Genomic DNA, 25,251 nt, shown 5'->3' with positions numbered 1-25,251 from the left:
TCCGCTTCGACGAAAGCATCCGCCATGTACCCATTTGGAACATTGATGACAGCAACGCATAGGGCAGGCACATATCTTGCCAATTTTTTGGCTGACCGTCGCGGTGTGGCGGCCATGGAGTTTGCCCTGATCGCACCCGTCATGATCATGCTTCTGCTCGGCAGCGTCGAGATTACAACCGGACTTGATGTCAATAAGAAGCTTGGCCGAGCGACGATTATCGTCAACGATCTGGTCACGCAGCAGCAAGCAATCGTCAAGAACGATCTGGATGATATCATGGCGATCGGCGCAACAACATTATTGCCCTATCAGCGTGACTTGCCGCAGATCACAGTCACTGCCATCAATATTCCGCTGACCGGCAGTCCGACTGTCGCCTGGTCACGCCGCATGGTAAATCAGACGGTCAGCACGCCCTATACAAAGGGGAGCAATATTACCGTTGACGCCAATCTGAACAATCCCGGCACATCCATTGTCCGCGTCGAGACGCAGATTGCCTACATTCCGCTCATTGCCTGGACCATCAAAAACACCGTCAACACATCTGTTGGCACCAGTGGCCCCGGCCTTGCAATGAGCAAGACCTATTACGGCCGCGTGCGCCAGGGACCATCCGTTGCCTGCAGCGACTGCTGAACCGTCCCACTTCCTGCGCTTGGGAACATCCTGTTTGTCATCAGCCGAAGTTTGACCTATCTGTGGGGCACAGGTTTGATGGAGTGATGCATGTCCCGCGCTTTTCTTTTTGTGCTCGATTCTTTTGGCATTGGCGGCGCGCCGGATGCAGCGGCCTTCGGCGATGAAGGCTCGACGACGCTCGGTCACATTATGGAAGCCTGCGCTGCCGGGCGCGGCGACAAGCAGGGATTGCGCTCCGGTCCGCTCGTTCTTCCCAATTTGACGTCGCTAGGCCTCTTCCATGCGGCCAACATTGCTTCCAGTTTGCAAATTCCCGCAGAAACGGCCGCTCCGGTCGGGTTATGGGGGGCGGCAGAAGAGGTCTCCAACGGCAAAGATACGCCATCGGGTCATTGGGAAATTGCCGGAGTGCCGGTTACCTTCAATTGGGGTTATTTCCCGCAGACCATTCCCACCTTTCCCGACAGCCTCGTCGCCGAAGCCATAACCCGCGCCAACCTGCCCGGTATTCTCGGTAACAAGCACGCCTCGGGCACCGAAATTATCGAGGAATATGGCGAGGAACATATCCGCTCGGGCAAGCCAATTTTCTATACATCCACAGATTCTGTCATCCAGATCGCAGCCCATGAGCAGCATTTTGGGCTGGACCGGCTGTACAAGCTTTGTGAAATCCTGCGCGAACTGGTCGATCCCCTGAATATCGGGCGCGTGATTGCGCGGCCATTTGTTGGTGAAGACAAGGCAAGCTTTGAGCGGACGGGCAATCGCCGCGACTATTCCGTGCCCCCACCGGAACCGACATTGCTCGACCGTCTCACTGATGCCGGGCGCATTGTCATTGCCATCGGCAAGATCGGCGATATCTATGCGCACAAGGGCGTATCGCAGGTGCGCAAGGCCAATGGCAACATGGCGCTGTTCGATGAAACGCTGATTGCCATGGATGACGCGCAGGATGGTGATCTGGTTTTCACCAATTTTGTCGATTTCGACATGCTCTATGGCCACCGCCGCGACGTGCCGGGCTATGCGGCAGCGCTCGAAGCGTTCGACAAGCGGCTACCTGAAGCTTTGGCCAAGTTGCGTGAAGGTGACCTTATGATCCTCACCGCCGATCATGGTTGCGATCCGACCTTCAGGGGTACAGACCACACACGCGAACGCGTTCCGGTGCTTTGCTTCGGACCCGGTCTGCCGCATGGCACTCTGGGAATACGTCCCACCTTCGCCGATATTGGCGAAACCATCGCTGCGCATCTTGGGATTGCCGCCGGTGCGCACGGTAAGAGTTTCCTGCGAGGCACCGCATCCCATGCCTGAACTACCCGAAGTTGAAACAGTCCGCCGTGGATTGCAGCCTTTTATGGAGGGCGCAACCATTGCGCGTGTCGAACAGAGGCGCCCGGACCTGCGGTTTCCCTTTCCCCAGGACTTTGCGGAAAGACTGACGGGCCGCAGGATCGACTCACTCGAGCGGCGGGCAAAATATCTGATCATCCATTTGGATAACGGACTCGGTCTCATCAGCCATCTCGGCATGTCGGGTTCTTACCGGATTGAGCAGGATGCAGACGACATGGTTCCCGGCGCATTCCACCATGACCGTTCGAAAGCCGCCACGCACGACCACGTGGTCATCCATCTTGAATCTGCGGCACAGGTCAAAACCCGCATCATCTATAATGATCCGCGCCGTTTTGGTTTCATGCTGTTTGCTGAACCCGGTGGGCTTAATACCCACAAACTGATCAAGGATCTTGGTATCGAGCCAACCGGCAACCGGCTTGATGGCACTCTGCTCGCCAAGCTGTTTGACAACAAGAATGCACCGCTTAAAGCCGCCCTGCTGGATCAAAGGTTGATTGCGGGGCTTGGCAATATTTATGTCTGCGAGGCTCTGTGGCGCGCTGAGCTCTCACCTCTACGTGTGGCAGGCACCATTGCCGGTAAAAAGGGTGAGCCCATGGCAGAACGGCTGGCGACCGCCATTCGCTCGGTCATAGCAGATGCGATAGCAGCGGGTGGCTCCAGTCTCAAAGACTACAGGCAAGCCGACGGCGAGCTTGGCTATTTCCAGCACTCATTTTCTGTCTACGACCGCGAAGGCGACCCTTGCCCCCGGCCCACTTGCGATGGCACGGTGACACGCATCGTTCAAAGCGGACGCTCGACGTTTTTTTGCCCGATCTGCCAGCACTAGGAGGACTATTCAGATGGCCTATGAAAATATCATCGTGGAGACACGCGAGAAGGTTGGCTTCATTCAGCTTAACCGGCCACAGGCCCTGAACGCCCTGAACTCCGCCTTGCTCGCCGAACTCAGCACCGCACTGGAAGACTTCGAGAAAGATAATCGAATCGGTGCCGTCGTCATTACCGGTTCGGAAAAAGCCTTTGCGGCCGGGGCCGACATCAAGGAAATGCAGACATTGCAGTTTGCCGATGCTTACCTCGGCGATTATTTCAGCGAGTGGGAGCGGGTGACCCGGCTGCGCAAGCCATTGATTGCGGCGGTCGCCGGTTATGCGCTTGGCGGCGGCTGTGAGCTGGCCATGATGTGCGATTTCATCATTGCGGCAGATACCGCCAAATTCGGCCAGCCGGAAATCACGCTGGGTGTCATGCCCGGCATGGGCGGGTCGCAGCGGCTGACGCGCTTTATCGGCAAGTCCAAGGCTATGGATCTGTGCCTGACCGGGCGCATGATGGATGCGGCTGAAGCTGAGCGCAGCGGCCTTGTTTCACGGGTTGTCCCGGCGGGTGAGCTGATCGAAGAGGCGCTGAAGGCGGCCGGGAAAATCGCGTCTTTCTCCCTGCCTGTTGCCATGATGACCAAGGAAACCGTCAACCGGGCCTATGAAACCACGCTAGCGGAAGGCTTGCGGTTCGAACGGCGCGTCTTCCATTCCATGTTTGCGCTGGAAGACCAGAAAGAAGGAATGGCGGCCTTTGCCGAAAAACGCACTCCGAATTTCAAAAACCGGTAGGGTAGAAATATCCACCGGCAAGGCAACGATTCCAAGTTGACGCAACGGGAAACGTGATCTATAAGCCCGACAACGTTTGGTGGCCCCTCGGCCACCCTATTATTTTGTGACGGCCGCTTTGAAGCTGCCGAGTAGCTGACAGAAAAGAGAGGCATCATGGCCAACACTCCTTCGGCCAAGAAAGCGGCGCGCAAGATCGAAGCCCGCACCGAAGTTAATAAATCCCGCCGTTCACGCGTGCGCACCTTCCTTCGCAAGTTCGAAGATGCGGTGACAAGCGGTGATCAGGCAGCCGCTTCCGTAGCCTTCAAGGCTGTTGAACCGGAAATGATGCGCGCAGCAACCAAGGGTGTCGTTCACAAGAACACAGCATCCCGCAAGGTTTCGCGTCTTGCAGCACGCCTCAAGGGCATGACTGCTTAATCATACCAATTTAGTCTATTTTAAACCCGGCTGGTCCTTAGCCGGGTTTTTTATTTGCCAAAATTTTGAGCACAAATTCGTTTCCAGTGAAAAAGATTGTGGCATATCAAAACCCTGACATATGCCGGTCACAAATAGTTTCGGACAAAAAGCGACAACCATCATTTCTTGTTTAATTTCAATGATTTACAGAAGGTAGTCATTGCGCAGCAAACCCAGTGCCGAGAATCTGCCACCCCAGCTACTGTCAAGCGATAATTTAATATTTTTTTTGATCGCGTGACTCCGCAGTGCAGCAAAATCGGCATTCCAAAAAAGGCTTTGAATCCGAAGGCTTTTTCCCGACCGTACCGGGGATCGTTAAAAAAAACATAAAAGCGTTAACCTTTAATTCACTAAAAAAGCGGCGTGCCTGCCCTTGCCCTCACCGCAAAGGTTTTTGTAAGGTCCAGACATCGAAGGGGTGGGCAAAAACCCATTTAACAGGCTTATAAAATTAGTGGGTTCGGACGCAGATTATTTGTTTGCGTAGCGGGTAGATTTTGTCGGTATTCAGGTTATGCAAACCTGGATCGTTTCAGAAAAGAAGCAAGTTGGCAGCGCTGGCATCAGCCGGGCGTGAGTCTTTTTGCGCCAAAGTTGAGAAGGATATGGACGTGACGGTTTTTAAAATTTCAGCGGAAGATTGTTCAGATCTGTACAGCACGTTACTGTCCCTAATAATCCACTAGCTCCCAGAGATTGAAAGCCGCTCATAGGGGTGATCGGCTCTACAACTCTGCACACCGGTCTTCGACCGGTCCACATGAAAACACGGACATCAATAAAGTCCGAACAGATAAATATCAGGATGAGGCAATGACAATGACCAGCGGAATAATGGAAAACGGCACGAATGCAGCCATGGTCCCGCTCCATATGGACGAAGGGAAGAGTATGGTATCGGCCATCAGCCAGAGCGAAATGATTTTCGAGAGAGTCCAGATCAAACTCAAGGCCAAACTCGGAAATGAAGTTTACTCAAGCTGGTTCGGCCGTCTCAAGCTGGACGAAACATCCAAGAGCATTGTTCGCTTGTCCGTGCCAACCGCATTCCTGCGTTCCTGGATCAACAATCACTACTCCGACATGATCAACGCGCTGTGGCGTGAAGAGGACGAGCAGGTTCTGAAGGTTGAGATTGTCTTCCGCAGCGCCAGCCGCGCCTGCCGCCCTTCTCTGGAAGCAGAAACCACATTGCGCACCGATCCGCGCGCCATTACCCGTGACAAGCCGGTTTTCCCGGTTGGCAACACATCCCAGGACAAAAAGGCGCCGGCACATTTTACAGACCGTGCGACTGACCGCCCAGGACAGAACTCTGTTTTCGGATCGCCGCTGGATCCGCGCTATACGTTCGATACGTTTGTTGACGGCTCGCCCAACCGCGTCGCCCTTGCTGCAGCGCGTACCATCGCCGATGCCGGTGCCAGTGCCGTACGCTTCAACCCGCTGTTCATCCACGCCTCGGTTGGCCTTGGTAAGACACATCTTCTGCAGGCAATTGCCGCAGATGCGTTGAAGCGTTCCGAGCGCACCCGTGTGGTTTACCTGACCGCTGAATATTTCATGTGGCGTTTCGCAACGGCTATTCGCGATAACAATGCGCTCTCTTTCAAGGAGCAGTTGCGCGATATCGACCTACTGATCATCGATGACATGCAGTTCCTGCAGGGCAAGTCGATCCAGCATGAATTCTGCCATCTGATCAATACGTTGCTCGACAGCGCCAAGCAGGTTGTTGTGGCTGCGGACCGTCCGCCTTCAGAACTGGAATCACTGGATGCACGCGTGCGTTCGCGCCTTCAGGGCGGTGTCGCACTGGAAATGGTCTCGCCCGACTATGTGATGCGCCTCGAAATTCTCAAGCGCCGCCTCGTTGCTGCCCAGCAGGAAGACCAGTCGCTCGATATTTCACCTGAGATTCTCGACCATGTCGCTCAGTCTGTCACCGGCAGCGGCCGGGAGCTGGAAGGCGCGTTCAACCAGTTGCTGTTCCGCCAGACATTCGAGCCGAACCTTTCCGTGGATCGTGTTGACGAACTGCTCAGCCATCTGATGCGCGGCGGCGAAGCCAAGCGTATCCGCATCGAAGAAATCCAGCGCATTGTTTCGCGGCACTACAACGTTTCCAAGCAGGACCTTTTGTCGAACCGGCGCACACGCACCATCGTCAAGCCTCGTCAAATCGCTATGTATCTCGCCAAGATGCTGACACCACGTTCTCTGCCGGAAATCGGCCGGCGCTTTGGCGGCCGCGATCACACGACGGTTCTGCATGCTGTGCGCAAGATCGAGGATGTTGCCGGCAAGGACCAGAAACTGTCACAGGAAATTGAGCTTCTGAAGCGTCTGATCAACGATCAGGCCCAATAAGGGCATCACGCCACTTATCAACAGAAAGCCTGTGGTATGGTACGTTGATACCAGCCGCAGGCTTGCTTTTTACGGTGACTTTCTGCCAATTTGCTTGACCTTGGGGGAACTTCACCCTCTCGCCAGAAAAAGCGCCGCAAGCCTCTGTTGGCTTTGGGTCGATAAAGACAGTGAGACCGGTTTATCATGCGTGTAACTCTTGAACGTTCCAATCTTCTGAAGTCGCTCAACCACGTCCATCGTGTGGTGGAACGGCGCAACACCATTCCGATCCTTTCGAACGTTCTGCTGCAAGCGGATGGCGCAAGCCTTGCTCTCAAAGCCACCGATCTTGATCTCGAAGTGACGGAAGCCACAGCCGCGCAGATCGAACAGGCTGGCGCGACAACTGTACCGGCCCATCTGCTCTATGATATCGTTCGCAAACTGCCAGACGGCGCTGAAGTGATGCTGGCAACCAATGCCGACGGCAATTCCATGACCGTTACATCAGGCCGCTCGAATTTCCGCCTGCAGTGCCTGCCGCAATCGGATTTTCCGGAGCTGACTGCGGGTTCGTTCACCCACACATTCCGCATTTCCTCAAGTGCGCTGAAGAGCCTGATCGAGCGCACGCAGTTCGCCATTTCCACCGAAGAGACCCGCTATTATCTCAATGGCATCTATTTCCACGCGATCGAGAGCGAAGGTTCGCTGAAGCTGCGTGCTGTTGCCACCGACGGTCATCGTCTGGCGCGTGCCGAGCTGGAAGCGCCGTCGGGCGCCGAGGGCATGCCCGGCATCATTATTCCGCGCAAGACTGTCGCCGAATTGCAGAAACTGGTCGATGATCCAGATGTCGCAGTTACAATCGAGCTATCGGACACGAAAATCCGCTTTACCATCGGTTCGGTGGTTCTCACTTCCAAGCTGATCGACGGCACGTTCCCGGATTATCAACGCGTTATTCCATCCGGTAATGACAAGAAGCTGACCATTGACCGCCAGAGCTTTGCCTCGGCCGTTGACCGAGTGTCGACCATTTCCAGCGAGCGCGGCCGTGCCGTTAAGCTGACAATCGCCGATGGCCAGTTGACGCTGACCGTCAACAATCCGGATTCTGGCAGTGCGACCGATGAGCTTGCAGCCGATTATGATTCCGATCCGATCGAAATCGGTTTCAACGCCAAATATCTTCTTGATATTACGGCTCAGTTGTCCGGTTCCGAAGCCATCTTTATGCTGGCCGATGCGGGCTCGCCAACATTGGTGCGGGATACAGGCGACGCAAATGCGCTCTATGTCCTCATGCCGATGCGGGTATAGTTTCGCTGTTTTAGTGATGGGTGATGTTTACATCACCCCCTCTGTCCTGTCGGACTTCCAATGAATAGCGATTCTAAGCCAGCCCGCGTTTCGATCAGCCGGTTGAAGCTTGCCAATTTTCGCAATTATGAAAGTCTGTCGCTGCGGCTTGGCCCTTCGCATGTGGTGCTGACCGGCGAAAACGGTTCGGGCAAGACGAACCTCCTTGAAGCGGTATCATTTCTGTCGCCCGGACGCGGCTTGCGACGCGCTACCTATACGGATGTAACCCGCAACGATGCACCCGACGGCTTTGCCATTCACGCCGCTATCGAAACCGAAGAAGGTTCTGTCGATGTCGGCACGGGCCTTGCCGGCAATGCACCCGGCGATACTGCCCGGCGCGTGCGCATTAATGGTGTGACGGCCTCCAGTGCCGATGATCTCCTGGAATATTCGCGCATTCTTTGGCTGGTCCCGTCCATGGACGGATTGTTCACTGGCCCGGCTGGCGACCGCAGGCGTTTTCTTGACCGCATGGTGTTGGCCATCGATCCGGCCCATGGCAAACGCGTTCTCAACTATGAGAAGGCAATGCGTAGCCGTAACCGTTTGCTTACGGAAGAGCGCAGCAACAGCGCTTGGCTCGATGCCATTGAAACGCCCATGGCGGAGCTCGGCATTGCCATCGCCGCGGCGCGTGCCGAACTCATGCGTCTGATCAACGGCATGATCGAGCGGCTGCCGGATGATACACCCTTCCCCAAGGCCGACTGTATCCTTGATGGCGAGCTTGAAGCGCGCGTCGGTATCGAAGCGGCAACCGACGTCGAGGAAACCTTCCGCCGCGCCCTGCATGACGGACGAAACCGCGACCGCGCTGCCGGGCGCACGCTCGACGGTCCGCATCGCTCCGACCTGCTTGTGCGCCATCGTCCGAAAGCCATGCCCGCCGCGCTCTGCTCCACTGGCGAGCAAAAGGCGCTGTTGATCGGGCTTATCCTGTCACATGCCCGCCTTACGGGCGAACTTGCCGGGATGGCGCCGATCTTGCTGCTGGACGAAATCGCTGCGCATCTGGATGAGGGCCGGCGTGCGGCGCTGTTCGACATTATCGAAGAACTCGGCGGGCAGGCTTTCATGACCGGTACGGATCGTGCGCTGTTTTCCAGCCTGGATGGACGTGCGCAATTTTTTGATGTTGCACACGGTGAAGTGCGCCCGCGCTGACATTCGGTGATGGAAAACGCGCCCGTGGCTATGCTAGCTTCGTGAGGACTGCCCGCCCAACATCCGCATGATGATGCGAACCCAAAAGGTTGCGGACCATCATTGCCGAAAATTGATCCAACGAAGGAATTCTCATGTCTGACCTTTCAGCCTTCCCGATCACTGCCCGCTGGCCAGCCCAGCATCCAGACCGTCTGCAGCTTTATTCCCTGCCGACACCCAATGGCGTCAAGGTTTCGATCATGCTCGAAGAACTGGGTCTGCCGTATGAGGTCCATCTTGTCGATATTGGCAAGAACGAGAGCTGGACACCCGAGTTCCTGTCGCTCAACCCCAATGGCAAGATCCCGGCGATCATCGATCCAGACGGTCCCGGCGGCAAACCGCTGCCGCTGTTCGAATCGGGCGCCATTCTGCTCTATCTCGCCGAAAAGACCGGCAAGTTCCTGCCCGCCGATCCGGCACTGCGCTATCAGACGATCCAGTGGGTGTTCTTCCAGATGGCTGCAATCGGCCCGATGTTCGGCCAGGTCGGTTTCTTCCATAAGTTTGCCGGTCGCGAATATGAAGACAAGCGCCCGCTTCAGCGCTATGCGAATGAGTCAAAGCGCCTGCTCGGAGTGCTGGAAACACAGCTTGAAGGCCGCCAATGGATCATGGGCGATGAATATACCATTGCTGATATCGCTACGCTTGGCTGGGTCCGCAATCTGGTCGGTTTCTACGGTGCTGGCGATCTCGTCGACTATGCCAGCCTGAAGAACGTTCCTGTCTGGCTCGAACGCTGTCTTGCCCGTCCGGCCGTGCAGCGCGGTTTGGATATTCCAAAACGGCCATAGGGCTGCATTGCCTGTTGAAAAACCCGCAAACGCCGCCATTTCGGCGGCGTTCTGATTTTACGCAGTTGCATTCTCTTTTGAACCTGCAACAAATACCTCCATCTGACACATATACTAGAGTACCGAACGATTGTTCGAGGTATTCGGATAGTCAACGGTGCTCCATGATGAGGGGCATTCATGATGTGGAATCAGGTCTACAATCCTTTCGGCAATTCCGTTCTTTCGACGCTAGCGGCAGCAATACCCGTTGTGGTGCTGCTGGCCATGATCGCATCCAATAAGGTCAAGGTGCATATAGCCGCGATCATCGCGCTGGTGGTGGCAAACCTGATGGCAATATTCGTTTTCACCATGCCAGCGGACCTGTCCATCCGCGCGTCCATTCTAGGCATCGTCACGGGCTTCTTCCCTATTGGCTGGATCGTTCTCAATGTCATCTTCCTCTACCGGTTGACGGTGGAGAAAGGCGTGTTCGAAACGCTGCAGAACACTATTGGCGGCGTGACACGCGACCGGCGTTTGCAAATATTGCTCATCGCCTTTTCATTCGGTGCTTTCTTTGAAGGTGCCTCCGGTTTCGGAACGCCCGTTGCGGTGACAGCCGCCATCCTGATCGGCCTTGGCTTTTCACCCCTGGCGGCTTCCGGTCTTTCGCTGATCGCCAACACCGCCCCTGTCGCCTATGGCGCGCTGGGAACGCCGATCGCCGGGCTGTCCAGCGTCACCGGCATTGATCCCTTTTTGCTTGGCGCGATGGTCGGACGGCAATTGCCGTTCTTCTCACTCATCATACCATTCTGGGTTGTTTGGGCTTTTGCCGGATACAAGGGCATGAAGGAAGTCTGGCCAGCGATTCTGGTCACAGGCGTGTCCTTTGCAGTGCCGCAATATCTGATTTCCAATTTCATCAATCCCTGGATCGTTGATATCGGAGCATCGCTGATTTCCATGGCTTGCCTGATCGGTTTCCTGCGCATCTGGCAGCCAAAAGTCATATGGACCTCCGCAGCACTGCGCACGCGCGATGATTCCGCATCACAGGTTCCGCCGGTACAGGTATCCAAGGCCAAGCCGACGCGGGCAGAAGTCTGGGCGTCGATGACGCCTTGGATCATTGTCTGTGCCGTTCTCCTGCTCTGGGGTACAGACTGGTTCAAAAACGCCGTCAATCCATGGGCGACACTGAGCTATGCTGTTCCCGGCCTCAACAATCTGATTATGAAAGTTGCGCCCATCGCAGCCCAGCCGACACCGGAAAAGGCGGTGTTTGCCTTTACATGGCTGTCTTATACCGGTTCCGGCATGCTGATTGCCGCCGTCATTTCCGGCCTTGTCATGGGCTACAAGCCCGGCGAAATGCTCAAAGTCTATGGCAAGACGATCAAGCTCTGTTCCTACTCGCTGATCACCATTTCTGCCATGCTGGCCATCGGCACGCTGACGCGGCTTTCTGGCATCGACGCCACGCTCGGCCTCGCCTTTGCGGCAACGGGCGTGCTCTATCCGTTCTTCGGTACGCTGCTCGGCTGGCTCGGTGTGGCGCTGACCGGCTCCGATACGGCTTCCAATGTGCTCTTCGGCAACCTGCAGAAGATCACCTCGGAACAGCTCGGCCTCTCGCCGATCCTGATGGGCGCAGCCAACTCGTCCGGCGGCGTCATGGGCAAGATGATTGACGCCCAGTCCATCGTCGTCGCCTCCACCGCGACCAACTGGTACGGGCACGAAGGCACGATCCTGCGCTTTGTCTTCAAGCACTCGATCGTACTTGCCTGCCTTGTCGGCATTCTGGTGATGCTGCAGGCCTATGTCTTCACATGGATGATTGTCACGCCGCCTTGAAAAAGCTGGCCATTGTAAGATTGTTCATTACCTACAAAACAAAGGGTCGGGATAATCCCGACCAACAACCCTTCGAAATAACCTGAGCTATTTGCTTACTTTTATACGCACTGTCGTGTACGTGAACATTTGATCGCTGCGCCAGTCTGCATATAGGCTCACTTTATCTGTACCGCTAAATCCCGGTTCTGAGGTATAATACGCAACTGCCGCTTTGTATTTTCTGGAATTGCATTTGTATCGAACGTTGTCGGCCGGAATTTCTGGGGATACTGTTTCCTCAACAATTTCAATCTTTCCGTGGACGGGTGCTGACGTGACCTTCAGCGTAGGGATAATACCAGAGGAACAATCTTCCTTAACTTGGTAATTGCTCCAAATTCTGCTCCTCTTGCCAGTCGTCGCTGACTTTTCCGAAGAGACGTTGGCAGAATTTGTTGCTTCATTCCCCCGATGATTAACGCATCCCGATACCAGTGCTGCTGAACCGATCAACGCAAAAACAGTAATTCCCTGTACTGAATTCATAATATTCCCCATTTCAATGAATCACATGACCAGCCAATCTAAGCATGCGATTTAGAGGAATTAAAGTGAAACGAACTATGACGTACTGTTGGAACGAACAACTCCATGGCCAAGTCTTGTTTAATTTTCGAATTGATTGTCGAAATAGTACTCCCTCATTCGTCTTGTTAGCAAAGGTCAGCTTTAACAGGCAATGGAAGGAGTAAGCAAAATGGCACAGTCTCTCAAAGTTAGAGTCGAGAACGTCAATCATCCGGGGAGCAAGCAGCGGCTTGATCAGGTCAAATACGACGCCATGAAGGAAGCCTATCTCAAAGTCTTGCCAGTAACCGCACCCGGTCTGACCGTGGTGGAAATCCGCGAACAGCTGACGGATGTCTTGTCACAGGAGGTTTTTCCGGGCGGTGCCAAAGCCGGTTGGTGGGCAAAAGCTGTCCAGCTCGATCTGGAAGCCAAAGGCGTGGTGAAACGGGAGAAGACCAGCCCGATACGATTGTACAAGGCATGAAACAGGGAATAGCGGCCGTTCACAATCCTTGATGTTAAACACCAAAATTACTCAGCGCTTAAATGCTTGCCCATGCATTTCTGCCAGCCTAAATAGAGCCTTGGAGGACGGCCTCCACGCAGCATAACCCATGCGGCGTATGACACACAGCCGGGACGGCCCGCATAATCAAAAGGATGGTCGTCATGGCCTGGATTTATCTTGTTATTGCAGGGCTCTTTGAAATCGGCTGGGCTATCGGGCTCAAATATACCGATGGGTTTACCCGTCTGACACCGTCGGTGCTGACCGGGGCCAGCATGGTGATCAGTGTTGTGGTTCTGGGGCTTGCCCTGCGCGAACTGCCCGTCGGCAGTGCCTATGCCGTATGGACCGGTATCGGTACCGTTGGCACAGCACTGCTCGGCATGTATCTCTTTGGCGAACCCGCCACGGTGATCCGTCTTGTCTGTATTGGCCTGATCGTCTCCGGCATTGCCGGTTTGAAATTTCTCGCCTGAGACAAATGGGATGCTGCATTCCGGCTCGATCTTGCTCTAATATGACGCCATGACCGATCCGGAAAGCCCGCCCTTTACCTCCACCGAACTTGAGCGCTATGCCCGCCATATCATCCTTGCGGAGATTGGCGGGCCTGGCCAGCAGAAGCTGAAACGTGCTCGGGTGCTCGTGGTCGGCGCGGGCGGGCTTGGAGCGCCGGTGCTGCAATATCTGGCTGCAGCGGGCGTCGGCACGCTTGGCATTATCGACGACGATCGCGTTTCGCTTTCCAACCTGCAGCGGCAGGTGATCCACGACACCGATCTTGTCGGCTCGCCCAAGGTGGAAAGTGCCGCGCGCGCCATCGCAGCGATCAATCCACATGTGACGGTCGAGGCGCATGAAACCCGTATCGCTCCTGACAATGTCGCCGATCTCATCAGCCGCTATCACATCGTCGTGGACGGCTCGGATAATTTCGATACGCGCTATTTGCTGGCGGATGCCTGCGCGGCGGGAAAACGCCCGCTGGTCTCGGCCGCCCTTGGCCGCTTCGATGGCTCGCTGACCACGCTCCTGCCTTATGCCCGCAATGCCAAGGGTGAACAGAACCCGTCCTATCGCGATCTCTTCCCGTCTGCGCCGCCACCCGGCCTTGTTCCAGCCTGTGCGGAAGCCGGGGTGCTTGGTGTTTTGCCCGGCGTCATTGGCAGCTTGCAGGCGACAGAAGTCATTAAGCTCATCACCGGCATTGGTGAGCCGCTCATCGGCAGGCTGCTGCTCTACGATGCATTGAGCTCGCGGTTCGAAACAATCAAATACAAAGCGAGTGAGAGAGGCGCGGCATGAGCGCTGCGCTTGATCTGACGCCGGAGCAACGGGCCATTGCCAATGGTGCGCGCGGCGAAGGCGCAGGAATGGCCATGCGCATTGTTGCCGCCACGGCCCGCCTGATGGGAGCTCCATCATTAATTCCCATTGTATCAGCCCATATTGATGGTGCGCTGTATCATGGCGATTCAGGCACGCTGTTTGCCGAAAAGCTGGTCGAAGGCAGCGCAAAAGTCGCGGTGCGTGCCACACTTAATGTCGGCTCGCTGGATTTGACCGGCTGCTCGAAAAACCGGCTCGAACCGCATGAACGCGGCATGGCCCGGCGCATGATGGATGCCTATCGCACACTTGGCTGTGAGCCGACATGGACCTGTGCGCCCTATCAGGCGGGTCACCGCCCGGCCCTTGGCAGTGATGTCGCCTGGGGCGAATCGAATGCGGTTGTCTTCTGCAATTCCGTGCTTGGTGCCCGGACCAACCGCTATGGTGACTTTCTCGATATTGCCTGCGCCATTGCCGGTTATGCGCCCTATTACGGCTTCCACCGGCCGGAGAACCGGCGCGCGCGGGTTGTCTTCGATGTGTCGGGCCTCGATTCCGCATTTCTTGCCTCCGAGGTGGCATGGCCAATTCTTGGCAGCCTGTTCGGCCGGGAACTTGGCGATGCGGTCGGTGTGGTCGCGGGCATTGCTGAACATCCGGGTGAAGATGCACTGAAGGCTTTCGGTGCAGCGGCGGCTTCTGCCGGAGCTGTCGGACTGTTCCACGTGGCTGGTGTAACGCCGGAAGCGCCGGATCTCGCCACGGCGTTGCACAACCAGAAGCCGGAATCGATCATCACCGTCACTTCAGACATGATCAAGGATTCACGCCGCAGGCTATCGACAGCGGCTGGTACCGAAAAGATCGATGCGGTGGCCATCGGCAGTCCGCATCTTTCCGGTGCAGAGTTCGACCGGCTGGAAGCGTTGATTGCTGGCCGCCATCTCAACGTGCCGCTCTACGCCTGCACCGGCCGTCATGCTCTGACGGCGCTTGAAAGCAGTGGCAGGCGACAGTCACTGGAAAAGACTGGCGTTGTCATCGTTGCCGACACATGTGTTGTCGTCACACCTATCCTGCCTGACGTCAGCAATGCGGTTCTGATGACCAATTCGGGGAAATTCGCCCATTATGCCCCGGGGAATACCGGCTACGGCGTCATCTACGGCTCGATGGCCGAATGCGTGGAAAGCGCTGTGCTTGGCCGTCCGGTCTTCGAGGCCGCATGATGCGCTTGCAGGCGGAAATTCTCGTTGAAGGTCAACAGGCGGAGGCCGAGGCGTTGGTGCTTACCGCGCCGATCAGTTTCTGGGGTGGGGTAAATCCCAAGACCGGCCTGATTGCCGATGTGCGCCATCCCCAACATGGCGTCGCCATTACCGGCAAAGTGCTTTGTCTACCCGGCACGATTGGCTCGTCATCCGCCGCAGCCGTGCTTTTGGAACTGGTATCAGCAGGTCTGGCCCCCGCAGCCATCATCCTGCATGAACCCGACGCGATTCTTCTGCTCGGATTGATCGTGGCCCAGGAAATGGGTCATCAGACACCGATGGCCCTGAAATTGGATCGCAGTGCGTTTGCCAACCTGATTGATCACACGCTTGCAATTGATGATGCCGGGATCGTTAGCGTTCGGTAATTCATGCCGTTGCATTTCCACCGTGCGTGGTTCGACAAGCTCACCATGAGGGACGGCGTGCATTGCAAGGAACGATAATCTGCGATTTCGCCAATTAGTCCCGCAGGCAACAATCTCCCTCATGGTGAGCTTGTCGAACCACGCACGGTGGAAACGCAACCTCTAAACCCGGTTTGGCAAAACCCGGTCCGGCGGACGATGTCCATCGATAAACGTGCGAATGTTGATGATCACCTTCTCGCCCATGTCGATACGGCCTTCGAGCGTTGCCGAACCCATATGCGGCAGGATCACAACTTTGCCCGCCTTGGCGAGTTTGCGCAGTTTGGAATTCACCGCTGGCTCATGTTCGAACACATCAAGTGCTGCCCCGGAGAGTTTTCCGGTTTCCAGCTGGGCAATTAGCGCCTGTTCATCGATGATCTGGCCACGGGCAGTGTTGACGATAAAGGCGGTCGGTTGCATCAATGCCAGCCGCCGAGCCGACAGCAGATGAAAAGTCGCAGGAGTCGAGGGGCAATTGACCGAGATGATATCCATGCGGGCCAGCATCTGATCGAGACTGTCCCAATAGGTTGCTTCAAGTTCCGTTTCCGTCTTTGGGTTGACCGGTTTGCGATTGTGGTAATGGATCGACAAGCCAAAAGCCTTGGCGCGGCGGGCAACGGCGGTGCCGATACGGCCCATGCCGACAATGCCGAGGCGTTTGCCCCAGATGCGGCGGCCGAGCATCCATGTCGGACCCCAGCCCTCCCACTTGCCATCGTCAAGAAGAATGGATGCACCTTCGACCAGACGGCGCGGCACAGCCAGCATCAGCGCCATGGTCATATCAGCGGTGTCTTCCGTCAGCACATTCGGGGTATTGGTGACTGTGATACCGCGTGCTGCAGCTGCGACAACATCGATATTGTCTGTGCCATTGCCAAAATTGGCGATCAGTTTGAGATTGGGGCCAGCCGCTTTGATGATTTCCTCATCGATACGGTCGGTAACACTGGGTACGAGAACATTGGCTTGCTGGACGGCTTCAATGAGCTCCGCCTTGGATAGCCGCCGGTCATCGACATTCAACCGCGCTTCGAAGAGTTCGCGCATGCGCGTTTCTACGGAATCCGGCAGCTTGCGGGTAATAACGACCAGAGGCTTTTTGCTAACCAATATTCCCCTCCCTTTCTGCGCTGTTATTGAGACCTCTTTAACCAAGTCATTGCAAACTGCAATTGCTCTTGAGCTCGTGTACTTGTCTATCAAGGCGGCGCATCAAAGACAAAGAAAAATAGGGATCGTTCCTCGTTCAACCGCACAATCGCCGGAAAAGAGCCAGGAATGATGAAGGACTGATTTTGTTGGGTATTGGTTTTATTCGTTCTTTCGCGCTGAGCGCCGGCATTGCATCGGCCCTTTTGCTTGGCATCCCAAGCGTTGTGCCGGGTTTTGGCGTGGCACAGGCTGCGCAACAGGTGGGGCCAAGCGGTCTTCCCTTGCCACGCTTTGTCAGCCTGAAGTCGAGCCGCGTCAATTTGCGCGTCGGTCCCGGAAGCAATTATGCGGTGACCTGGTTGTTCCTGAAATCTGGCCTGCCGGTCGAAATCGTGCAGGAATTTGATAATTGGCGGCGCATTCGCGATTCTGAGGGAACCGAAGGCTGGGTCAATCAATCCCTGCTGTCCGGCAAGCGCACGGCAATGACAGCCCCGTGGCAGCGCGACAAGGACAATGCGATGATCAACGTCTATCGCAGTGCTGATGACAAGGCGAATATCGTGGCGCAGGTACAACCGGGTGTTCTGGCAACCGTGAAAACCTGCAATGGCGATTGGTGTCGGCTGGTGTTCAGCGGTGCCAGCGGCTGGATACGCCAGTCGGAAATCTGGGGTGCCTATCCCGGCGAGAAGTTTGATAATTAGCAACGCCCTACCTCTAGGCACATTGATGTTGCAATTTGATGAGCGTTAAACCAAGTAGACTAAACCAAGTTTACCGAGGTCATCATGCAAACGATCAACATTCGCGAAGCGAAAGCCCAACTTTCTCGTCTCGTAAAGCAAGCCGCCAATGGTGACTCATTTATGATTGCCAAGGCTGGAAAACCCATGGTCAAGGTAACAGCGCTTGATGCTCCAACTGAAACCGAAGCGCGTCGTCTCGGCTTCATGACCGGGCAAATGATCGTTCCGGATGATTTTGACCAGATAGGCAGCGAAGAAATCGAACAATTGTTCGGTTGCGATCAATAAAGCTGCTGCTTGATACCCCGGCCCTGTACGGATCGTCTAATTCAAAATCACCCGCGCTTTTTGCGCAGACGGATGATGATATCAACATTGACGATTTCCATGCCTTCCGGCACGGGCGGCAGGCTGCCGACCATGGTCGAGCCATCCGGAATATCGATCACTTCGTTTTCGCCTTCGACGAAAAAGTGATGATGATCGGAAACATTCGTATCGAAATAGGTCTTCGCCCCTTCGACAGCGAGAATGCGCAACATTCCAGCCTGAGTGAACTGGTGCAACGTATTGTAGACCGTGGCGAGCGAGACCGGAACGTTGGCGCCCAGCGCCTCTTCGTGCAGCTCTTCGGCCGAAAGGTGGCGATCACCCTTGGAAAAGATCAGGCTGGCAAGCGCAATGCGCTGACGGGTCGGACGCAATCCCGCGAAGCGAAGGCGCTCCTGCAAGGGTACATCGGCATCAATCTCATAAGAAATATGCATGGCCCGTATGCCACTCCATTAAATGATATCAAAAGTCTCACCATAGACTGTTGTCTATCGTGTTACATCATTGATATATGCCGTCTTGCGAAATCGATCAATAGGCCGCAATTCAGCCATTCCGTTAGGGATAAGCCAACAGACCGTTTTCAGCGAGAAACACTCTGTGATAGGGTCCGCCCGCGCAAAAGCGCCAGCACTGAAGCAATTGATGGGAGACAGAATGCCAGAACAGAAATCAAGCTACGGGTACGAAGAGCTCCTTACGTGTGCCCGCGGAGAGATGTTCGGTCAGGGCAATGCCCAGTTGCCAGCTCCACCCATGCTGATGTTTGATCGCATTACCGAGATTTCCGAGACCGGCGGCGAAAACGGCAAGGGCTATATTCGCGCCGAGTTCGATATTAAACCGGATCTGTGGTTCTTCCCCTGCCATTTCATCGGCGATCCTGTTATGCCGGGCTGCCTCGGCCTTGATGCCATGTGGCAGCTGACCGGTTTCTATCTCGGCTGGCTGGGTGAACCCGGCAAGGGCCGTGCCCTGTCCACGGGCGAGGTGAAATTCACCGGCATGGTCACGCCCAAGACCAAGCTTGTCGAATATGGTATCGACTTCAAGCGTGTCATGCGCGGCCGTCTGGTGCTAGGCATTGCGGACGGCTGGTTAAAGGCCGATGGCGAAACTATCTATAAGGCAACCGACCTGCGGGTCGGCCTGTTCAAGGAAAGCGCTGCCTGATAGGGCAACGCAATACCTTCAAGGAGATCGCAATGCGGCGAGTGGTTGTGACGGGCATGGGTATCGTGTCCTCTATCGGAAATAATGTGCAGGAGGTGCTTGAATCCCTGCGTGCAGCGAAATCGGGTATTGTCTTCGCCGAAGATTATGCAAAACACGGTTTCCGCAGTCAGGTGCACGGCGCCCCCACGCTTGATCCGACAACGCTGGTCGACCGCCGCGCCATGCGGTTTCACGGCGGCGGCACGGCCTGGAACCATGTTGCCATGGATCAGGCCATTGCCGATGCCGGGCTCGACGAGAGCCAGATTTCCAATGAACGCACCGGCATCATCATGGGGTCGGGCGGCTCATCCACCCGTACTATCGTTGAAGCCGCCGACAAAACCCGCGAATCGGGCTCGTCGAAAAAAGTCGGCCCCTTCGCTGTGCCGAAAGCCATGTCTTCAACCGCATCGGCTACACTGGCCACATGGTTCAAGATCAAGGGCGTCAATTATTCCATTTCATCTGCCTGCGCGACGTCCAATCACTGCGTCGGCAATGCCTTCGAGATGATCCAGTATGGCAAGCAGGACATGATGTTTGCTGGCGGCTGCGAGGATCTCGACTGGACGCTTTCCGTGCTGTTTGACGGCATGGGCGCAATGTCCTCCAAATTCAACGACACGCCTTCTGTCGCCTCGCGCGCCTATGACAAGAACCGCGACGGTTTTGTCATCTCCGGCGGCGCTGGCGTTCTGGTTCTGGAAGAACTTGAACATGCCAAGGCACGCGGCGCCAAGATTTATGGCGAAGTCGTCGGTTATGGCGTTACATCAGACGGTGCCGATATGGTTGCACCAAGCGGCGAAGGCGCCGCCCGCTGCATGCGCATGGCTATCGAGAACGTGAAGGGCAAGGTGGATTACATCAATCCGCACGCCACATCGACGCCGGTAGGCGATCTGAAAGAGATCGAAGCCATCCGCGAAGTATTTGGCACGGCGGAAGCCGGCTGCCCGCCAATATCGGCAACAAAATCGCTGACCGGGCATTCGCAAGGTGCCACCGGCGTACACGAATCGATCTACTCGCTGTTGATGATGAACCACAATTTCATTGCCGAAAGCGCGAATATTGAAGAACTCGATCCGGCATTTGAGGACATGCCTATTGTGCGCAAGCGGATCGACAATGCCAAACTGGATACGGTGCTGACCAATTCTTTCGGATTTGGCGGAACCAATGCATCGCTGGTTTTTCAGCGCTTCCAGGGTTGAGAGGGAAGAATATGGGTGAACTGATGAAAGGCAAACGCGGTCTCATTATGGGGGTCGCGAACAGCCATTCCATTGCCTGGGGAATTGCAAAGGAACTCTCCGAAAACGGTGCCGAGCTCGCTTTCACCTATCAGGGTGACGCATTCGGCAAGCGCGTTGCGCCTCTGGCCGAACAGCTTGGCTCGAAGCTGCTGCTGCCGTGCGATGTCGAAGACATTGCCACCGTCGATGCAGTGTTCGAAACGCTGGAAAAGGAATGGGGCACGATTGATTTTGTCGTGCATGCCATCGGCTTTTCCGACAAATCGCAGCTCAAAGGCCGCTATGCCGATGTGACCACGCGTGACAATTTCAGCCGTACGATGGTGATTTCAGCCTATTCTTTCACGGAAGTGGCGCAGCGCGCCTCCAAGCTGATGAAAAATGGCGGCTCTATCCTGACGCTGACCTATGGCGGCTCAACCCGCGTTATGCCGAACTATAACGTCATGGGCGTGGCAAAGGCGGCACTGGAAGCCATGGTGCGTTATCTCGCGGCTGATTACGGTCCGGAGAGCATCCGCGTCAATGCGATCTCGGCTGGCCCGGTGCGCACGCTGGCTGGTGCCGGTATCGGCGATGCCCGCGCCATGTTCTCCTACCAGAAGCGCAACGCGCCTCTGCGCCGCACGGTCGATATTGAAGATGTTGGCCGTTCCGCCCTCTATCTGCTTTCCGACTTGTCGAGCGGCGTGACCGGTGAAATCCATTATGTGGATTCCGGTTACAACATCGTATCGATGCCGACCTTGGAAGAGTTGAAGAAATCTGACGACGACAAGGAATAATCATTCCTGCCAGAATTGACAGCAATCCCGTGAAGCCAGACTTGGTTTTGCGGGATTTTTGTTGAAGGTGAGCCTCCCTTTTCGTCAGTATTGTCAGGAGACCCACAATGCGCCTCGTTGAAACGCTTATCTACAGCCTGCGTCCGGGTACAGGTGCCGAGTTCCACAAACTGGTTTGCGAGGAAAGCCTGCCGATCCATGAAGCCGTTGACATGGATGTGGTTGATTTCGGTCAGTCAGCACATCATCCCGACGCTTATTTTCTCGTGCGTGCCTATGACGACCTTGATCATCTGAACAGCTCGCAGCAGGCACTCTATTCAAGCGATATCTGGCGCAAGGGACCGCGCCCCGCCATTCTCGAACGCATAGTCGTCAGCCTGAAGTCCATGGCGTGGATGAGCGAAGCCGCCATTGAAGAAACACGCTTCTGCGGTAACCGGCGGCGCGCGGTAAGCTGATTACTTCTTCGCTTCAATGACCTTGTAACCCGCCACGTCCTCAATCGGCAGAACCGAGCGGAACAGCGATTTCAGGCCCGCTTCGTAGGGCATCTGACGATTGGCAACCAGCAGCAACCTGCCGCCCGGCTTCATGCGCTTGGCGGCGGCGGCGATAAAGCCTTGCCCCATGGTTGGATCGGCGCTGCGCCCGGCATGAAATGGCGGGTTCATGACGATGGTGTCATAGATCTCGGTGATGGCTTCGCCATTCACATCATGCCAGTGGAATGACAGCGGCAATTCCGTTGCTCCGCCCAGATTCTGCTTTGCTGCTTCCAGTGCTTCGAAATCAGCTTCATAAAGCGCCAACGATTTAAGCTTCTCAGGATGCTTCAAGACTTCGCTGGCGAGGTAACCCCAGCCTGCGCCAAAATCGGCCACATGACCGCTTATACGACCGGCAAAGTGCTTCACCAGCAGGGTCGAGCCTTTGTCGATGGCTGAATGCGAGAACATGCCCGGCGCGGTGGTAAAACGATCTTCCACGAGCGTGGGTTCGGCAACAAGAGCCTGCACCTGCGTGTCGTTAATCGTCTCGGGGCGATTGAACCAGAAAGCCACCGCATGGTTCTTGGACAGACGGTCGGCAACCGGCGCAAATTTTTCCACCGTCTTGCGGAAACTATCGACACCGAGTTTCTTGTCGCCGCCCACGACGATCTGGCCACCTGCATTCACATGGCGCAAAGCCTGCGCCAGCCATGCTTCATTGCGCCCGCGATGCTTGCCAAGCAGGATCAGCGCGCCGTCAAAGCGTTCATGACCCTCCAGCCGCGCAACAGCCTTAAAACCGGCCTTCTGCAGGGCGAGGTAATCCGGCTTGAATGGCTGCAGGCCGGTCAGAATATCTTTCCAAGCGGTATCGATGTCACGTTCGACCTCGGCGCCCAGAAACAGCCATTGGCTGTCCTCGGCCGGTACGGGCAAAATCTCATCTTCAAAGGGCAGAAAGAGTGTCTTGAGTGCGCCGTTGGCCATGGTGATTATCCATCCATCAATATGTCTGTCTAGAGCGGAATCCACTTTCTGGGAAACGCTGTCATAACGTGCCGCCAGCAGATGCCGATTATCTCTCCCCTTGTGGGAGAGAAAGGATTTTCTTGGATTTAGCCTTTTCGCTAAATCCTTAGAAAATCCCAGTGAGGGGATTTGCCTTAAACCAATTATCCCCTCTCTTGCGATTTCTAGCACTTAGCAAGAGCTAAGATGCTGAAATCGCTTTCTCCCCCACAAAGGGGGAGATAGAGACGAAGCTATTCGGTCACGAACAACCCCTCACCAAGAAAAAAGCGCGCCACAGGGGCGCGCTTTCATCACGTCAAAGCAAGAGGCTTATTCAGCGTCTTCTTCAGCCTGTTTCTTTTCCTGAACGATTTCCTTGCCGGTTTCCTGATCGACAACCTTCATCGACAGGCGAACCTTGCCACGTTCGTCAAAGCCCATGAGCTTGACCCAGACCTTCTGGCCTTCCTTGACCACATCGGAGGTCTTGGCAACGCGCTCGGAAGCGAGCTGGGAAATATGGACCAGACCATCGCGCGGACCAAAGAAGTTGACGAATGCGCCGAAGTCAGCGGTCTTGACGACTGTGCCTTCGTAGATTTCGCCGACTTCAGGTTCAGCAACGATCGAATGGATCCACTTGCGGGCTGCTTCGATTTCCTTGGCAGAGGAGGACGCGATCTTGACCGTGCCATCGTCTTCAATGTTGATCTTCGCGCCGGTCTTTTCAACGATTTCGCGAATGACCTTACCGCCAGAACCGATAACGTCACGGATCTTGTCGGTTGGAATGTTCATGACTTCGATGCGTGGAGCAAATTCGCCAAGTTCCGAACGGCCTTCAGTGATGGCTTTCGCCATTTCGCCGAGGATGTGCAGACGTCCGTCCTTGGCCTGAGCCAAAGCAACCTTCATGATCTCTTCGGTGATGCCGTCGATCTTGATATCCATCTGCAGGGCAGTGATACCATTTTCCGAACCGGCTACCTTGAAGTCCATGTCGCCGAGATGATCTTCATCGCCCAGAATGTCGGAGAGAACAGCGAACTTTTCGCCTTCGAGGATAAGGCCCATGGCAATACCGGCAACTGGACGAAGCAGCGGAACACCCGCATCCATCAGAGCAAGCGATGTGCCGCAAACGGTAGCCATCGAGGACGAACCGTTGGATTCGGTGATCTCGGAGACTGTGCGCAACGTGTAAGGGAACTGTTCCTTGGCAGGCAGAACCGGATGGATAGCGCGCCATGCGAGCTTGCCATGGCCGATTTCACGACGGCCGGGCGAACCCATGCGACCTGTTTCACCGACCGAATAGGGCGGGAAATTGTAGTGAAGCAGGAAAGTTTCTTTGTACATGCCGGTCAGTGAGTCGACATACTGTTCGTCTTCGCCGGTGCCGAGCGTTGCAACAACGATCGCCTGTGTTTCACCGCGGGTGAACAGAGCCGAACCGTGGGTGCGTGGCAGAAGGCCAACTTCCGATACAATCGGACGAACGGTCGAAAGATCACGGCCGTCAATACGGTTGCCGGTATCAAGAATGTTCCAGCGAACGATCTTCGCCTGAACCGACTTGAACACAGTTGCGATTTCTTCAGCGGAGAATTCTGGCTCTTCAACGCCTTCCGGGAAGAAATGCGCCTTTACCTTGGCCTTGGCAGCATCGATCGCGTTGTAGCGGTCCTGCTTGTCGGTGATCTTGTAGGCAGCGCGGAGATCCGCTTCAGCAACCTTGAGAACTGCAGTTTCCGCAGCGGACAGATCGTCAGCCTGGAAATCGCGTGGCTCTTTGGCAGCAACTTCGGCAAGCTTGATGATTGCATCGATAACCGGCTGGAAGCTGCGGTGACCGAACATGACCGCGCCGAGCATGACGTCTTCGGCCAATTCCTTGGCTTCCGATTCAACCATCAGAACGGCCTCGCCTGTACCGGCAACAACCAGATCGAGGCTCGATTCGGGCATTTCGTCGACAGTTGGGTTCAGACGATATTCACCGTTGATGTAGCCAACGCGTGCGCCGCCAATCGGGCCCATGAAAGGAACGCCGGAAAGCGTCAGAGCAGCCGAAGCGCCGATCAGCGAAACGATATCTGGATTGTTTTCGAGGTCGTGCTGGATAACGGTCAGAACAACCTGAGTGTCGTTCTTGTAGCCATCAGCGAAAAGCGGGCGGATCGGACGGTCGATGAGGCGCGAAACCAGTGTTTCGTTCTCGCTCGGACGGCCTTCGCGCTTGAAATAGCCACCGGGAATCTTGCCGGCTGCATAAGTCTTTTCCTGGTAGTTGACGGTCAGCGGGAAAAAGTCCTGACCAGCCTTTGGTGCCTTGGCGGAAACAACCGTGGCAAGAACGACTGTCTCACCATACGTTGCGAGAACCGCGCCATCAGCCTGACGGGCAATCTTGCCCGTTTCCAGAATGAGCGGACGACCGCCCCATTCGATTTCAACTTTGTGTTGATTAAACATATTGTGTCCTTGAATGGAGAAA

Annotated in this window: 26 protein-coding genes; 21 read left to right on the top strand and 5 right to left on the bottom strand. The window is 55.6% G+C overall.

Annotated features, from left to right (window positions below):
- Nucleotides 1-45 precede the first annotated feature (45 nt).
- From HB779_RS07555 to HB779_RS07510, 10 genes are all read left to right on the top strand, one after another.
- Nucleotides 46-642 carry a TadE/TadG family type IV pilus assembly protein gene (locus HB779_RS07555; RefSeq protein ID WP_188345127.1) on the top strand — a complete coding sequence of 199 codons (597 nt, stop codon included), beginning with the start codon at nt 46-48 and terminating at the stop codon, nt 640-642.
- 90 nt (nt 643-732) lie between these two features.
- Entirely contained in the window at nt 733-1,968 is a 1,236-nt protein-coding gene (locus HB779_RS07550) for a phosphopentomutase (protein WP_188345126.1), read from the top strand.
- A complete protein-coding gene (gene mutM, locus HB779_RS07545) occupies nt 1,961-2,848 on the top strand; it encodes a bifunctional DNA-formamidopyrimidine glycosylase/DNA-(apurinic or apyrimidinic site) lyase (protein ID WP_188345125.1) in 888 nt (295 codons plus the stop codon). The genes HB779_RS07550 and mutM overlap by 8 nt, the downstream gene beginning before the upstream one ends.
- Nucleotides 2,849-2,861: 13 nt before the next feature.
- The gene (locus HB779_RS07540; protein WP_188345124.1) at nt 2,862-3,635 is read left to right on the top strand and encodes an enoyl-CoA hydratase; all 774 of its coding nucleotides are present in this window, start codon (nt 2,862-2,864) and stop codon (nt 3,633-3,635) included.
- Between the two features lie 156 nt (nt 3,636-3,791).
- A complete protein-coding gene (gene rpsT / locus HB779_RS07535) occupies nt 3,792-4,058 on the top strand; it encodes a 30S ribosomal protein S20 (protein ID WP_188345123.1) in 267 nt (88 codons plus the stop codon).
- Between the two features lie 858 nt (nt 4,059-4,916).
- Nucleotides 4,917-6,473 (top strand): chromosomal replication initiator protein DnaA, encoded by a 1,557-nt coding sequence (dnaA, locus tag HB779_RS07530; protein WP_371823893.1) that lies wholly within the window; start codon nt 4,917-4,919, stop codon nt 6,471-6,473.
- Nucleotides 6,474-6,659: 186 nt separating this feature from the next.
- Complete coding sequence (gene dnaN, locus HB779_RS07525; protein WP_188345122.1) at nt 6,660-7,778, top strand: DNA polymerase III subunit beta; 1,119 nt, start codon at nt 6,660-6,662, stop codon at nt 7,776-7,778.
- Between the two features lie 60 nt (nt 7,779-7,838).
- A complete protein-coding gene (gene recF, locus HB779_RS07520) occupies nt 7,839-8,987 on the top strand; it encodes a DNA replication/repair protein RecF (protein ID WP_188345121.1) in 1,149 nt (382 codons plus the stop codon).
- A gap of 134 nt (nt 8,988-9,121) precedes the next feature.
- Nucleotides 9,122-9,826, top strand: a complete 705-nt coding sequence (locus tag HB779_RS07515) for a glutathione S-transferase N-terminal domain-containing protein (protein ID WP_188345120.1) — start codon at nt 9,122-9,124, stop codon at nt 9,824-9,826.
- A 183-nt stretch (nt 9,827-10,009) separates the two neighbouring features.
- On the top strand, nt 10,010-11,671 hold the full coding sequence (locus HB779_RS07510; protein WP_188345821.1) for an L-lactate permease: 1,662 nt from the start codon (nt 10,010-10,012) through the stop codon (nt 11,669-11,671).
- 87 nt (nt 11,672-11,758) lie between these two features.
- Here HB779_RS07510 and HB779_RS07505 read toward each other — a convergent pair whose 3' ends face one another.
- Nucleotides 11,759-12,199, bottom strand: coding sequence for a hypothetical protein (locus tag HB779_RS07505; RefSeq protein WP_188345119.1), 441 nt, complete (start codon nt 12,197-12,199; stop codon nt 11,759-11,761).
- 211 nt (nt 12,200-12,410) lie between these two features.
- Between HB779_RS07505 and HB779_RS07500 the strand changes: the two genes are divergently transcribed.
- The 5 genes from HB779_RS07500 (at nt 12,411) to HB779_RS07480 (ending at nt 15,702) form a co-directional block, all read left to right on the top strand.
- The gene (locus tag HB779_RS07500; protein WP_188345118.1) at nt 12,411-12,707 is read left to right on the top strand and encodes a hypothetical protein; all 297 of its coding nucleotides are present in this window, start codon (nt 12,411-12,413) and stop codon (nt 12,705-12,707) included.
- A gap of 185 nt (nt 12,708-12,892) precedes the next feature.
- Nucleotides 12,893-13,207 (top strand): quaternary ammonium compound efflux SMR transporter SugE, encoded by a 315-nt coding sequence (gene sugE, locus HB779_RS07495; protein WP_112523992.1) that lies wholly within the window; start codon nt 12,893-12,895, stop codon nt 13,205-13,207.
- A gap of 49 nt (nt 13,208-13,256) precedes the next feature.
- Nucleotides 13,257-14,036: a molybdopterin-synthase adenylyltransferase MoeB gene (locus HB779_RS07490; protein WP_188345117.1), complete on the top strand. Its 780-nt coding sequence runs from the start codon at nt 13,257-13,259 to the stop codon at nt 14,034-14,036.
- On the top strand, nt 14,033-15,292 hold the full coding sequence (locus HB779_RS07485; RefSeq protein ID WP_188345116.1) for an aconitase X catalytic domain-containing protein: 1,260 nt from the start codon (nt 14,033-14,035) through the stop codon (nt 15,290-15,292). The genes HB779_RS07490 and HB779_RS07485 overlap by 4 nt, the downstream gene beginning before the upstream one ends.
- Nucleotides 15,292-15,702, top strand: a complete 411-nt coding sequence (locus tag HB779_RS07480) for an aconitase X swivel domain-containing protein (protein WP_371823916.1) — start codon at nt 15,292-15,294, stop codon at nt 15,700-15,702. The genes HB779_RS07485 and HB779_RS07480 overlap by 1 nt, the downstream gene beginning before the upstream one ends.
- 162 nt (nt 15,703-15,864) lie before the next feature.
- On the opposite strand, the gene HB779_RS07475 is transcribed toward HB779_RS07480, so the two are convergent.
- Nucleotides 15,865-16,866, bottom strand: coding sequence for a D-glycerate dehydrogenase (locus HB779_RS07475; protein WP_188345820.1), 1,002 nt, complete (start codon nt 16,864-16,866; stop codon nt 15,865-15,867).
- A 242-nt stretch (nt 16,867-17,108) separates the two neighbouring features.
- Here HB779_RS07475 and HB779_RS07470 point away from each other — a divergent pair, with 242 nt between their 5' ends.
- Both HB779_RS07470 and HB779_RS07465 read left to right on the top strand, forming a co-directional pair.
- Nucleotides 17,109-17,612 (top strand): SH3 domain-containing protein, encoded by a 504-nt coding sequence (locus HB779_RS07470; protein ID WP_244642581.1) that lies wholly within the window; start codon nt 17,109-17,111, stop codon nt 17,610-17,612.
- A gap of 84 nt (nt 17,613-17,696) precedes the next feature.
- Nucleotides 17,697-17,942, top strand: a complete 246-nt coding sequence (locus HB779_RS07465) for a type II toxin-antitoxin system Phd/YefM family antitoxin (RefSeq protein WP_188345114.1) — start codon at nt 17,697-17,699, stop codon at nt 17,940-17,942.
- A 47-nt stretch (nt 17,943-17,989) separates the two neighbouring features.
- On the opposite strand, the gene irrA is transcribed toward HB779_RS07465, so the two are convergent.
- Nucleotides 17,990-18,421, bottom strand: coding sequence for an iron response transcriptional regulator IrrA (irrA, locus tag HB779_RS07460; protein WP_188345113.1), 432 nt, complete (start codon nt 18,419-18,421; stop codon nt 17,990-17,992).
- Between the two features lie 223 nt (nt 18,422-18,644).
- Here irrA and fabA point away from each other — a divergent pair, with 223 nt between their 5' ends.
- The 4 genes from fabA to HB779_RS07440 all read left to right on the top strand — a co-directional run bounded on the left by fabA (nt 18,645) and on the right by HB779_RS07440 (nt 21,710).
- Nucleotides 18,645-19,160: a 3-hydroxyacyl-[acyl-carrier-protein] dehydratase FabA gene (gene fabA, locus HB779_RS07455; protein ID WP_106711631.1), complete on the top strand. Its 516-nt coding sequence runs from the start codon at nt 18,645-18,647 to the stop codon at nt 19,158-19,160.
- Nucleotides 19,161-19,192: 32 nt separating this feature from the next.
- Nucleotides 19,193-20,422: a beta-ketoacyl-ACP synthase I gene (fabB, locus tag HB779_RS07450; protein WP_188345112.1), complete on the top strand. Its 1,230-nt coding sequence runs from the start codon at nt 19,193-19,195 to the stop codon at nt 20,420-20,422.
- Nucleotides 20,423-20,433: 11 nt separating this feature from the next.
- Nucleotides 20,434-21,249 (top strand): enoyl-ACP reductase FabI, encoded by an 816-nt coding sequence (gene fabI, locus HB779_RS07445; protein WP_188345111.1) that lies wholly within the window; start codon nt 20,434-20,436, stop codon nt 21,247-21,249.
- A 107-nt stretch (nt 21,250-21,356) separates the two neighbouring features.
- The gene (locus HB779_RS07440; protein WP_188345110.1) at nt 21,357-21,710 is read left to right on the top strand and encodes an NIPSNAP family protein; all 354 of its coding nucleotides are present in this window, start codon (nt 21,357-21,359) and stop codon (nt 21,708-21,710) included.
- On the opposite strand, the gene HB779_RS07435 is transcribed toward HB779_RS07440, so the two are convergent.
- The gene (locus HB779_RS07435) at nt 21,711-22,730 is read right to left on the bottom strand and encodes a class I SAM-dependent methyltransferase (protein WP_188345109.1); all 1,020 of its coding nucleotides are present in this window, start codon (nt 22,728-22,730) and stop codon (nt 21,711-21,713) included.
- Nucleotides 22,731-23,084: 354 nt separating this feature from the next.
- Complete coding sequence (gene pnp, locus HB779_RS07430; RefSeq protein WP_188345108.1) at nt 23,085-25,229, bottom strand: polyribonucleotide nucleotidyltransferase; 2,145 nt, start codon at nt 25,227-25,229, stop codon at nt 23,085-23,087.
- Between the last annotated feature and the right edge of the window lie 22 nt (nt 25,230-25,251).

The sequence above is a fragment of the Phyllobacterium sp. 628 genome (assembly GCF_014189505.1).
Lineage (GTDB): Bacteria > Pseudomonadota > Alphaproteobacteria > Rhizobiales > Rhizobiaceae > Phyllobacterium.
Note: the sequence above shows the minus strand (reverse complement) of the source record. Positions and strands in the feature narration are given on the sequence as shown.